10 protein-coding genes are annotated in these 12,198 nt (G+C 47.3%); all 10 read right to left on the minus strand.

The genetic code is table 11. The features are described from left to right. Window positions 1-34 precede the first annotated feature (34 nt). The gene (locus MKY23_RS26795) at window positions 35-1,213 is read right to left on the minus strand and encodes a winged helix-turn-helix domain-containing protein (RefSeq protein WP_186809700.1); all 1,179 of its coding nucleotides are present in this window, start codon (window positions 1,211-1,213) and stop codon (window positions 35-37) included. A 205-nt stretch (window positions 1,214-1,418) separates the two neighbouring features. Then, on the minus strand, window positions 1,419-2,213 hold the full coding sequence (locus MKY23_RS26800; RefSeq protein WP_090921652.1) for an ATP-binding cassette domain-containing protein: 795 nt from the start codon (window positions 2,211-2,213) through the stop codon (window positions 1,419-1,421). A gap of 1 nt (window position 2,214) precedes the next feature. Beyond that, window positions 2,215-3,135, minus strand: a complete 921-nt coding sequence (locus MKY23_RS26805) for an ABC transporter permease (RefSeq protein ID WP_090921650.1) — start codon at window positions 3,133-3,135, stop codon at window positions 2,215-2,217. 131 nt (window positions 3,136-3,266) lie between these two features. Further along, a complete protein-coding gene (locus tag MKY23_RS26810) occupies window positions 3,267-4,316 on the minus strand; it encodes an ABC transporter substrate-binding protein (protein ID WP_154890118.1) in 1,050 nt (349 codons plus the stop codon). A gap of 369 nt (window positions 4,317-4,685) precedes the next feature. Next, complete coding sequence (locus MKY23_RS26815) at window positions 4,686-6,704, minus strand: methyl-accepting chemotaxis protein (RefSeq protein WP_339833578.1); 2,019 nt, start codon at window positions 6,702-6,704, stop codon at window positions 4,686-4,688. 274 nt (window positions 6,705-6,978) lie between these two features. Continuing rightward, a complete protein-coding gene (locus MKY23_RS26820; protein ID WP_339833580.1) occupies window positions 6,979-7,623 on the minus strand; it encodes a metalloregulator ArsR/SmtB family transcription factor in 645 nt (214 codons plus the stop codon). Between the two features lie 21 nt (window positions 7,624-7,644). Continuing rightward, window positions 7,645-8,532, minus strand: coding sequence for a rhodanese-related sulfurtransferase (locus MKY23_RS26825; protein WP_154960536.1), 888 nt, complete (start codon window positions 8,530-8,532; stop codon window positions 7,645-7,647). 255 nt (window positions 8,533-8,787) lie between these two features. After that, complete coding sequence (locus MKY23_RS26830; protein WP_339833583.1) at window positions 8,788-9,897, minus strand: hypothetical protein; 1,110 nt, start codon at window positions 9,895-9,897, stop codon at window positions 8,788-8,790. 62 nt (window positions 9,898-9,959) lie between these two features. After that, entirely contained in the window at window positions 9,960-11,477 is a 1,518-nt protein-coding gene (locus MKY23_RS26835; RefSeq protein ID WP_339833586.1) for a HAMP domain-containing sensor histidine kinase, read from the minus strand. Then, window positions 11,474-12,187, minus strand: a complete 714-nt coding sequence (locus tag MKY23_RS26840) for a response regulator transcription factor (protein ID WP_154960523.1) — start codon at window positions 12,185-12,187, stop codon at window positions 11,474-11,476. The genes MKY23_RS26835 and MKY23_RS26840 overlap by 4 nt, the downstream gene beginning before the upstream one ends. Window positions 12,188-12,198: the final 11 nt, after the last annotated feature.

Consider the following 12,198-nt stretch of genomic DNA (forward strand, 5'->3'; position numbering starts at 1 on the left):
GAACATGATGTCCTTAGCTGTAATCTTAGGCGAGCTATGTCAGAGGAAGATCAGAGGATAAGGAATTAGCGAATAAAAAGTGACGGATCGTCTTCACGATCTGCTGCCCGTATACGGACACGCCATAGGATTTACTGATTTCTGTATAAATCTGTTGGTATTTATTGCGGAGTCTCCCTTCAACTCGGTGATGATCCATGAACAGGAGAATTTGATACGCTGAATTAAGATAAAGCGGTGCATGGAGCGACATTTTCAATACTTCCAGACCGTCATCCATTCGCAGTTCAGCTTCTCGCACCCGTCCCTGCCGCAGTAGCCATAAGCCCTCCATCACCTGGAAACGGCCGATCTCCCGCAGATAAGGAGCGTCTTTTAATTGCGTGCGCAGAACGGCCATCTGTTCCTCAACGGCCTCACCGCTCCCACCCCATAGTTCAACAGACAGTGCAGTTATACTCACAGGTAACTTGAAATAGATTAACTGATTTGCTTCCATCACCCGATATGTTTCTTTCAACTGCTTCTTGGCTTCCTGATACTGACCCGTCTCGGCATAGATATCAATGATATTAAGAATCCTTAATTCCTGGCGGTGCTCGGCAGGCAAAACAGATGAATGAATCGCTTGTTTGTACAACATCAGACTTTCCGCAGGTTCAACGAGAGCATGGACATAAATCAGCAGCCAATACAGACGCTCCTCCAAGGGAAACTCCGCTGTGTTCATTAGCCAATCCAGATCTCCCTGTATGAAATGCAGGTACAACTGATAATACGGTTCTATTCGTACGCCGAGTGCCTCTTGTTGACGAATCAGCATCTGGATTGAATTCCCCTGGCCGAACAGATGATATTTCCGAAGCAGTCCATGCACAACTTCCTGCATCTCGGGATCATGGATAGACGGATTCGGGGGCAACACGGCCCTATTCTCCCGTAAAGCAAGCCGATATCCATAACCACGAACCGTATCCAGACTGACTTCATCCCAGCGCTTCAACTTCTTACGGAGACGATAGATGTGATCATCTACGGTGCGCTCCACCGGATATTCTAGCGGCCATACTCGATCCAGCAGTTGACTACGTGTGAAGGCCTTATCTTTGTTTTCGTACAGAAAATGCAAAAGCGCAAACTCCTTCGCCAGCAAGCGAATCGAATCCATTTGCTGAGATACCGTATAGGTTCCCTCATCAAATTGAAGAGACATTCTCGTTCCTCCCTTGTGTGCCCTCATATATGCCATACGCAGATCAGCAATCTACTTTATCTTTTTTCTAATGTATCTATGTATCTCTCAAGTATTTTCCAACTCACACCTCTTCAAGATACCATAAAAAAAGCCCCTTGCGATAACGCAAAGGGCCCTGTTTCTCAAGCGATAGTTGTGGATGTGACTTCACATGAATTCAACCTTATCCCAATACCACGCGGTCATCCGCCATTTTTTTGCCGCTGATCCGCTCGAATTCACCGAGCAGTTCCGGCACCGTAAGTGTGCGCTTACGCTCTTCACTGACATCGAGGATGATTCGTCCTTTGTCCATCATAATCAGGCGGTTGCCTAGACGAATGGCCTGTTCCATATTGTGCGTTACCATCAACGTGGTAAGTCTCATCTCGCGGACAAGGGTCTCTGTCAGTTCGGTAATCAGCTCTGCGCGAGATGGGTCAAGCGCAGCTGTGTGTTCATCCAACAGCAGAATCTGCGGCTGAGTGAAGGTTGCCATCAACAAGCTGAGCGCCTGGCGCTCACCGCCCGACAAAAGACCCACCTTCGCATTCGGGCGTTTCTCCAGCCCGATTCCCAGTTTCTCCAGCTGCGCGTTAAAGATTTCACGTCTCGCACGGGTCACACCAAAACCAAGTCCGCGTCCCTTGCCGCGTTTGTACGCCATTGCCATATTCTCTTCAATGGACATATGCGGGGCGGTTCCAGCCATGGGGTCCTGAAAGACACGACCGATCCAACTACTACGTTTATGCTCCGGCAAGTTTCTGATTGAACGGTCGTTGATGAGCACGTCGCCCATATCTGGTTTCATCACACCTGAGATAATGTTCATCAAGGTTGATTTCCCGGCGCCGTTACTGCCAATAACCGTTACAAAATCACCCGGATTCATAATCAGATTAACACCAACCAGAGCTGTTTTCTCATCCGTTGTGCCCGGGTTGAACAGTTTGGTGACTTGTGTAATCTCTAACATGCTACATGCCCCCCTTTGCCTGTTGGCCGCCGGAACGCATCAGCTCTTCGGTCCGTTTGCGAGCGAGGCTACGCTGTTTCATGGAACGCTGCATTGTCGGGAAGACGAGTGCAATAATAACGATAACGGCAGTGATCAGCTTCAGATCAGATGTATCAAACCATTCCACCTGCAAAGCCAGTGCAACCACAATCCGGTAGATAATGGAACCAACGACAGCTGCCAGTGTCGCCCAGAATACTGTTCTGGCACCCAGGATCGCTTCGCCAATAATGACGGAGGCCAGACCAATGACGATCATGCCAATGCCCATTGTAATATCAGCAAACCCGGATTGCTGGGCAATAAACGCACCAGACAAGGCTACCAGTCCATTGGACAGACTGACACCAATAATGGTCGTTACATCCGTATTCGCGCCAAAGCTGCGAATCATGCGTTTGTTATCCCCTGTAGCGCGAAGCGCGAGTCCGATATCTGTTTTCATGAACAGATCGAGCATGATTTTAAATACCAGCACAACAATAATGATAATGATCATGACATGTTCGCCTGAAAATGGCGTTTCCACGCCCATAATCGATTTATTCGGTGCGCCAAGAATACGCATGTTGATCGAATACAGGGCAATCATCATCAGAATCCCGGACAGTAGTCCGTTAATTTTGCCTTTCGTATGCAGCAGACCCGTTAGGGCTCCAGCGATCATGCCGCCAGCCATAGCTGCCAAGCAGGCCAGCCAAGGGGAGTAATCATTGGAGATCATGACCGCCGCAATAGCGCCTCCTGTTGTAAAACTTCCGTCTACGGTAAGATCGGGGAAATCCAGAATGCGAAACGTTATATACACACCAAGTGCCATCAGTGCATATAACAGTCCCAGTTCAATGGCCCCTTCAATGGAATTCCAACTTATACTCACACTGCTTCCTCCCTGTCTATCTCTACCGGAAAAGAATGAGGCGAACCCACCTGCTCGTTCGCCTCGCCTCCGTCTGCCGAAATAATGTCAACCTTTCAGCTAATCAATAAATGAATCCGGCCATTGGTTCATTATTGGATAATATTGTTTGCCTGATCTTTCACTTCGGCCTTCATCTCATCCGTTACCGTGATGCCTTGAGCTTCGGCTGCCTTCAGGTTCAGGATCAGATCCAGCTTGTCCGGCACGGTCACTTTCATATCGCCTGGTTTGGTTCCATTTTTCAAAATGTCCGCAGCCATCTCGCCTACTTGGTAGCCGTGGTCATAATATTTAAATCCTACGGTTGCAAAAGCGCCTTTCTCTACCGTATCCCGATCACTGGAGAAGAACGGAATTTTGTTGCTGTTTGCCGTCTGGATGATCGTATCTACAGCACTTACAACAGAGTTGTCGAGTGTAATGTAAAATGCGTCGACTTTACCAACCAGCGAGTCTGTCGCTTGTTTGACTTCCGATGTATTGGTTACTGGTGCTTTAACCAGCTTGATATTATGTGTAGCAAGAGCCTTCTCTGCATTATTTGCCATAACAACTGCATTCGGCTCACCTTCATTAATGACGAGTCCTACTGTTTTTACATCTGGCAGATTTTTAGCAATAAAATCAGCCAATTGCACGATTGCCTCTGGATTCGTATCCGACGCACCGGTTACGTTGCCGCCCGGTTTGTCCATATCACTCACGAGTTTCGCACCCAACGGGTCCGTCACAGCGGCAAACAAGAGTGGCTTGTCCTTCACTTGTTGCGCAAGAGCTAATGCAGATGGCGTCGCAATCCCGAGCACGAGGTCGTTTTTGGAATCACCGGCAATTTTCTGGGCAATAGACAAGTTGTTCGTGGAATCCCCTTGCGCATTGTTATAATCAATCTTGAGGTTTTTGTTCTCTTCAATGCCGGCATCCTTCAGAGCAGCGATGAAACCTTCACGTGTAGCATCCAGCGATGGATGTTCAACAATCTGGGAGATGGCAATTTGATATGATTTTTCTGCACTTCCGCCCCCTGTTGTGCTGTCTGAACCTTTGGACTCCGAGCCTGCACCACTGTTATTTCCGCAACCCGCCGCTACGATCATCGAAGCAGCCATCATTAGTGACATCCAAAACTTCTTTTTCATCTGTAAGAACCCCTCTCCAAATGTTAAAATGTGGTCTTCCGGTTACACTCCATCTTGTATCCCCTCGGATACGATAGAGCGGGACAAAACAAACGCTTCAACGCATTGTTGCTTTGATCGACAAAAGCAGACAAATCTAGACTTTTGGCATGCGACTGAAGTCCATGCCGTGATGCTCTTTTATTGTTTTCCTAATATTAAAGTGCATCCTGACTTCCGTCAATGGTTGAACCGCTTCCATTTTCGTTTCACTCAGATTCGTGATAGAAAACTTTACATTATCAAAAAAAGACAACCCCAAATAATGGGTTGCCTCTTTTTTTATATCTACTTTAATCCATAAGCATCGATCTAATACGTTATATCGATCTACAATTTAAATTTCTCAATCTGTGACCGCAGTTGCTCTGACATATTAGCAAGTTCCGCTGATGAGGAAGCGACTTCCTCCATAGAAGCCATTTGTTGCTGTGCCGCTGCGGAGACATTTTCAGTCTCTGCTGCTGTCTCGCTAGCCGAATCAGCAATGAGGCGAATAGAACCCACCAGGCTTCCCGTTCCAGAGACAATCTCCTCTGCCGCCGCTGTCACACTACGGATACTGTCAGCGACCTGTTCCACGGACGAGCGAATATTCGTAAACAGCTCACTTGCCACTTCGCCCGCCTGTTTGCCTTGAGCAGCCTGCTCAACGGTCTGCTCAGAAGCACGAAGTGTACGCTCAATCTCCACCTGAATGCGCCCAATAAATCCAGCAATCTGCTCTGCGGATGCAATCGACTGTCCGGCAAGATTACGAACTTCATCGGCCACGACGGCAAATCCCCGGCCAGCCTCACCAGAACGTGATGCTTCAATTGCCGCATTCAGAGAGAGGATATTCGTTTGCCGGGCGATGTTGCTGATTACACCTACAACCTCACCAATAGAGGTGGACAAACTGCTGAGGTTTTGAATCGTACCGGACAACTCACGAATTCCATACTCCATCTCATCCATCTTCCTACCCAGATCATGCATCGCTGTAGATCCATCCGTCGCGAGTACATTCGCTTCCGAAGCAACGGTAGATACATGAGAGCTATGTTCTGCGACACCATTAATCTGCATCGCAATATTTTCCGCTACATCGCTACCATCTTGTACGCTCGACGTTTGACGCTCCGAGCCCTCAGCAACCACCATAATAGCCTCCGTAATGCTCTGTGATGCATTGGAACCTTGCTCAGCACCTACGGCTAACTGTTTGGCAGAATCGGTTAATTGTCCGGAGAGATCCGAAACATTCGTCATCAACTGATGTAGTTGCTCACTGGATCTATTAAATGAATGCAGAGCTGCGGTAATATCCGTTTTCCCTTTTACAGGAATGCGATACGTCAGATCGCCTTGTGCCAGTAGATCAATCCCGTGTGTGAGTTGACGAATGGGCTTTACAATTTTTGTCGCGATTAAAATACTGAGTAACAATGCTGCCGCAACGATGATGATTCCTACAGTTAGTACAAGTACGAGCAGATCATTAACCGGTTTTGAAAATTCACTCTCATCCATATATGTAACAACAAGCCAGTTCAGTTCTGTTTGAGTCATGTATCCCAATCTTTTAACACCATCTATTTGAAAATCAAATGCAAGATAATTGCCTTTTACCGCTTCAGCAAATGCTTCATTCATATGGGTGTTACCCATATCCGTAATATTACTATTCATAATCTTCGTCTCATCTGGAGAATAGATAAAGATTCCACTCGCTGTAGTCAACACTGCTTGTCCCGTGTTGCCGTGCTTAAATGCAATTACATCTTCGACCAATTCATTAATCTGATATCCAGCTGTATAGAAACCAACCGGTTGACCATCTTTCATAATCGGCGACCCAATGGCAACGCCAAGTTTATTATCTACTACAGAAATCAACGGTTCAGAGACATACGGACGACCCGCCTGAATTTCTTTTACATAAGGCCGGCTCGATAAGTCATATTCTTTACCTGTCGCGTCCATCGCAGACTGTCCTGTTACATCCGGTGAATAGAGAACCGTAGTAAACTCCGGATGTTGTTCTTTTAAACTGGAGAGAAATTGCATCTGTTGCTCTTTATTGTCTCCAATTGATGCACCTTGCTCGGCAATCATTCTAACGATAGTTTGTTGCTCTTTCATTTTGATATCCATTTCTTTGGCCAGCAATTTCGTATCCAATACGAGCTGTTTCGTTGAATAACTTTTGACCTGATTCGATGTAGGAACATAGAAGGTAACTGAAAGGACCGCAACACAGACAATAACGATGATCAGTGAAGACAGCATGATTTGTCCTGCCGTTTGCCTTAATGAACAAAATGTGAGTATTGAACGAAGAAAACCTGATTTTTTCCGAGCCATGACCTATCCCCTTTTTTTTAGAAGCTATAATTTTTATATGATATATATCGGTATAATCACGAGTGTTTTTAATCCGAAAAATACCGCTTCTTAAAAAAAATTTGGATCAGAATTCATATAACAAGTAATTTAACTCACATATGTTCATAATGAGATATGGGTGTGTTTATTCATATCAGAGCGAATAAACGTGTATAAAAATTACGTACAAATGTTTTTTTAGATAAAAAAAAAGACTGCTTCGACAATTCGAAACAATCTTATAAATGACCGGCTATGATAACTTCCCCGATACTTCACGAATCTGGTACTTGCACTTCTTGCCGCCATCAGCATAACATTCAGTGCGCTCGACGTCCGCTTGCAATAGGGATCGAAATAGCTCCAGCTCACAACGACAAGCCTGCTTGTACACACTCGCAACCTGCACGATTGGGCAGTTCAGTTCGGTGATGACATACGTACCATCCTCTTCGATAGATGCATCAGCCATATACCCGTTGGCATTCTGGATTCGTGCCAGTTCCTCGACTCGTCCGGCAAGGTCATAACCCTCCATCTGCGGCAAGCCGCTGCGAAGCAACTTGTCACGGCGACCTTCGAAAAGGGCATCCACGACTCCACTGCCTGCCGTATCAGACAGTTCATCAAGCAGTTCCAGCGTTAGAGAAGAGTACGACTTCGGGAAATAATTGTCTCCTTGATCCGTCAGATGATATACCGAGGAGGGACGCCCTGCTGTTGCACGAGCTTCACGCACCTCGATCCAGCCTTCCTGCTCCAGCGCTGTCAGATGGCGGCGAATCGCCATTCCGGTCAGCCCCAGTTCCGCCGTGATTTCACGAGCCGTCATCGTTCCTTGCTGCTTCAGCATGAACAGAATTCGTTCACGCGTTGTACGTTCTTCTTCACGCTTCATGTTCAGCACCTGCTCTCCTGCTTATGCCTGTACGGGCGCTGCCTCCCGGCAAGCATCCGAGCAAAAGCGGTTATGCGTCTCTTCGCAATCCTCACAGCAGACATGCTGCAGGTTGCAGGTCGGACAATTAATATATCGGTCATGTGTCGTACCACAGTGATAACAGCTGGCGATAACAATATCCTCATCGGTACGGTTGATCGGTACGGAAATCCGCTCGTCAAATACATAACATTTTCCATCAAACAGGCGCCCTTGCACCTCAGGGTCTTTCCCGTAAGTTACAATTCCGCCTTCCAGTTGGGCAACATCCTGGAAACCTTCTTTGATCATAAACCCGGTCAGCTTCTCACAGCGGATACCGCCTGTGCAGTACGTAATGATTGTTTTGTCCTTCATATCGCCGAGATTCTCGCGAATCCACTCGGGGAATTCACGGAATGATTCGACATCCGGGCGGATAGCGCCGCGGAAATGACCGATTTCATACTCATAATCATTGCGTCCATCAATGACGATAACGTCATCCCGTTGCAAATGCTCGTGGAATTCCTTCGGTGAGAGGCGTTTACCGCTGATCTCATTCGGATCAAGTTCATCGTCTACGCGGAAAGTCACCAGTTCTGCTTTGTGACGCACAAAGATTTTTTTGAACGCATGCTCTTCCACATCATCAATCTTAAACACCATATCCTTGAACAGCGGGTTGGCATGCATGTCCTTCATATATTGCTCTGTCTGCTCCGGTGTTCCTGATACTGTGCCATTGATGCCTTCGGAAGCAATCAGAATACGGCCTTTCACCCCCAGGTCCTTGCAGTATTGCAAATGCTCCTGCGTTAACGTCTCGGGGTCTTCGATCTTCACGAACTTATAATATAAAAGCACGCGATACGCGCTGTTACACATGTATATCACCTGTTCCTCTTCCATGTTGTTGGCCGGTTCCTCCGGCGAGCCACCTACATTGCACCCTGACTTGCAGAAAAAGAAAAGAAACAGCCGCCCGAAACATCGTCTCGAACTGCTGTCTAACCATTCGACTTTATATTCCTGCATACTAGTTTATCGGAAGCGGAAGGACTTAGTCAATATAAATGTATAGAAAGGCATGAAAGATATGGAACACGCCTTCCATGCCGCCACTATCCTTTGATTGGGCAACTATTCCGAAATCGTAATGACCGAGGTCACAAAGTGATACTTCTCATTCTCCATCACCGATTGAGATAGCAAAATTTTATTCCCCTGCGGGCTCCAGGCTAACGAATCAGAGACATTGTCCATCTCTGCGGAAATCTGGAATTGCTCTGCAGATTCGGTGTTGGAAACAAACAATCCTTTTTCGTTATCCTTATCGGAATTAATCGTGTACGCGATCTTGGAGTCGTCACCCGACCAGCTTGTGCCAAAAATCTGTGTGCCTCTGGCGAGTGTGGCCTTCTCATTGCCTTCCAGATCGGTTAGCACCAGCGCCCGTTTGGTATCCGCTGTTCTTTTTACAATCGCAAGCCTCGTTCCGTCGTTCGAAGGGATAACCCACTCCACGCTTTTGAGCACCTGTTTGGCTTCGCCCGTCTTCGTATCATAGGTGTTCAGTTGACCGTCTTCTCCGGTAATGTAGTAGATCATGTTGCCCGACACCTTGATACTGCGCACATTAAAGTTACCTGTCTCTACCAATACTTTAGTGGTGCCGTCCAGTGCAGCCGAGATCAGATCTCCTTTCATATTGGAAAAAACAACATGTTCATTATCGAGCCAGGCACCTTCCTGAACAAATCCATCCTCTTTACCCGCAGCAACCGCTTCTCCGCTCTTCAGGTTCAGAATGAAAGGCCAGCCTGTCGTTTCCTCCGTCTGCCAGTAGAACAGATGCTGCCCATCCGGCGATACCTGCGGTGCCCCCAGGTTAACCTCGCTCTCTATAAGCGGTGTATCTGTGCCTTTCGTCAGATCAACCATGTACAGGTTGTGCGGATAACGTTCCTCTCCCTCTACACTAACAGGTTTCATGGACGTGTTTTCTTTATCTGTCACAATCGAACTCTCGCTCAACCAAGCGATTCCGCGCATATTAGGCAGTTTATCTATTTTCTCAAGTTTGAAATTCTGGTAAACGGACGTGTTCGTGTTATCTTTTACGGTAATATCTGTACCTGTTTTTGCACCTTGTATATTGCCAGACGGCTCTGTGGTGCTTCCACAGGCAACAGTGGTCAATAACGCAGCTGCCCCCAGTGCTCCAAACGTGACTTTCATCCATTTCATCATGTCGTGATCCCCCTCGGTTACTTATGCTATACACCCATCATAAAGCCGGCATACTTCCAAAGTTATTCAGACTTGTTTCCAACTTGTAAACTTGTATCTATGTCTTGATCTACAAGCGGGAATACAAGTTGAAATGTCACGCCTTCTTGATGCGCTGGATCACTTGGTAGTAACGTAATCGTTCCGCCCTGTTTCTCAACAAACTGTTTTACGAGGGATAGACCGAGTCCGGTTCCGCCTGTTTTGCGAGCTCTGTCCTTATTGACGGTGTAAAAAGGTTCAAAGATCTTCTCGCGTGCCTCTTCCGGAATCGGCGTACCTGAGTTATAGATGCGAATAACCGCCTGATGTTCCTCTGTACGCCGCTCATTCTCCACTCGAATGATGCCTCCAGGAACGTTATATTTGATCGCATTGTCCAGCAGGTTGATGAAAATGTGCATCAGACTTTCCCGGTCACTGTGAATGACGGCAGGCACCAGATCGAGCTCCATGTTCAGTGCAAACTTTTCAACCTTGCCTCGCATTCGTCCGCAAGCGTCCGCAAGCAATGCTCTGATTTCCACATCCTCCGCCTGATTCTCGAAATCGTACTTTTCAAGCGCAGACAGGTGTAGCACCTTCTCTACCATTTCATATAATCGTTCGGTTTCTTTCCCGATATTATTCGTCGCATCATCCAGCAGTTGTGGATCATCCTTGTACATATTTAAGAGCTCCACGTATGCCTTGATGGACGTCAGTGGTGTCTTGAACTCATGACTGATGTTGCCGATATATTGCTTCTGCTGCTGCTCCAATGCTTGCAACTTCTCAATCGCCAGTTGCAGTTTCTGCTGCTCGGCATGCATGGCTGCAATATTTTGCTGAATAGACGTGCTCATATAATAAATCCCTTGTCCCAAATCGCCTAGTTCATCCTTACGTTTGACCGGGGATTCGGTAATATAGTTCCCTTCTTGAATGGAGGCTGCTGATTTCTTCAACCGGGTAATGGCTACAGCAAAACGGTTGTAGAACAGATAACCTAGAATGAAACTAAGCGCAACCACCGTGATGCCTGCCCATAGGAACAATTGTTGAATCCGGGCATAGAAATCCTGATAACTCTGCACGGAATATTGAATCCAGATGGCACCAATCTGTCCCTCCGGTCCGTCCAGCGGAGCGGCATAAAGCAATGTCTCTCCCTGCTCGTGATAGGCAATTTTATTCTTCAATGCGTAATTCAGAGTCTCCTGAACGAGTTCATTCTCACTTGGCGCAAAAGAAGCTCCCACTTGTTTGCCACTCATGTCATATAGTGCAATTGGCAGGCCTGTTGAGTTAGAGAGAGCTTGCGCCAATCTACGTCCATTTTGCTGCAGGAACTGTTCCGGCTCCTGACGAATGGCCTCCGTATAATATGCCTGGCGCACATTCAGATTAATGAGACGCGTCTGTTGCGCGAGAGTACGCTCTACCTGTGATTGCTGATTAAGCTCAATGCCTCGGAGTACGAGGGAACTAAGCACAACCACCGTGAGGATGAGCAATGCGGCCAGAAACACGCTGAATTTTAGCTTGATGCTGACTCTCATACCGTTCCGCCTGTTTCAGGAGCAGTTGCCTTGTACCCAATACCGTATACCGTTTGCAGCATTTGCTGATCGGTATCCCCGATTTTTTTGCGCAAACGCTGGATGTGAATATCTACCGTCCGTGTCCCCCCTGCGTACTCCATGCCCCACACTCGATCCAGCAAATCATCCCGTGTGTACACCCGTTCCGGATTGGACATCAGAATGGTCAGCAGGTCGAACTCCTTGGGCGTTAAATCCAGCTTCTCTTCACCCACCGTCACAGTGCGATGAGCAACATGAATACGCAGGGTTCCATTGACAATTGCTTGGCTCTTGGAGTCGTCCTGCGGTGGGGTACTGCTTTTCTCTACCCGACGCATCAGTGCCTTCACGCGGGCGAGCAATTCGCGGATTTCGAACGGTTTGGTCATATAATCGTCTGCGCCCATTTCAAGACCGACAATTTTATCCACCAGTTCGTTCTTGACGGTGAGCAAAATAATGCCGATATCCTCCCGATCTTCCAGCCTGCGGCAGACGCCATATCCGTCCAGTTTGGGCATCATCACATCCAGAATCATGACTTGAGGATGGAACAAAGCCACCTTCTCCAAGGCCTCTTCGCCATCATTCGCTGTCTCCACTTCATATCCTTCACGCCGCAGTGCGTACGCAATGGCACTAACGATGCTGGATTCATCATCCACAACCAGCACTTTTCTATTCATCGGATTCATCC

The organism is Paenibacillus sp. FSL R7-0272 (assembly GCF_037969905.1).
Taxonomy (GTDB): Bacteria; Bacillota; Bacilli; order Paenibacillales; family Paenibacillaceae; genus Paenibacillus; species Paenibacillus polysaccharolyticus.

Excerpts from the sequence above, each read along its gene's own strand:
- MKY23_RS26795 (WP_186809700.1), bottom strand. The coding sequence starts at position 1,213 with ATGTCTCTTCAATTTGATGAGGGAACCTATACGGTATCTCAGCAAATG.
- MKY23_RS26800 (WP_090921652.1), bottom strand. The coding sequence starts at position 2,213 with ATGTTAGAGATTACACAAGTCACCAAACTGTTCAACCCGGGCACAACG.
- MKY23_RS26810 (WP_154890118.1), bottom strand. The coding sequence starts at position 4,316 with ATGAAAAAGAAGTTTTGGATGTCACTAATGATGGCTGCTTCGATGATC.
- MKY23_RS26815 (WP_339833578.1), bottom strand. The coding sequence starts at position 6,704 with ATGGCTCGGAAAAAATCAGGTTTTCTTCGTTCAATACTCACATTTTGT.
- MKY23_RS26820 (WP_339833580.1), bottom strand. The coding sequence starts at position 7,623 with ATGAAGCGTGAAGAAGAACGTACAACGCGTGAACGAATTCTGTTCATG.
- MKY23_RS26825 (WP_154960536.1), bottom strand. The coding sequence starts at position 8,532 with ATGTGTAACAGCGCGTATCGCGTGCTTTTATATTATAAGTTCGTGAAG.
- MKY23_RS26830 (WP_339833583.1), bottom strand. The coding sequence starts at position 9,897 with ATGATGAAATGGATGAAAGTCACGTTTGGAGCACTGGGGGCAGCTGCG.
- MKY23_RS26835 (WP_339833586.1), bottom strand. The coding sequence starts at position 11,477 with ATGAGAGTCAGCATCAAGCTAAAATTCAGCGTGTTTCTGGCCGCATTG.
- MKY23_RS26840 (WP_154960523.1), bottom strand. The coding sequence starts at position 12,187 with ATGAATAGAAAAGTGCTGGTTGTGGATGATGAATCCAGCATCGTTAGT.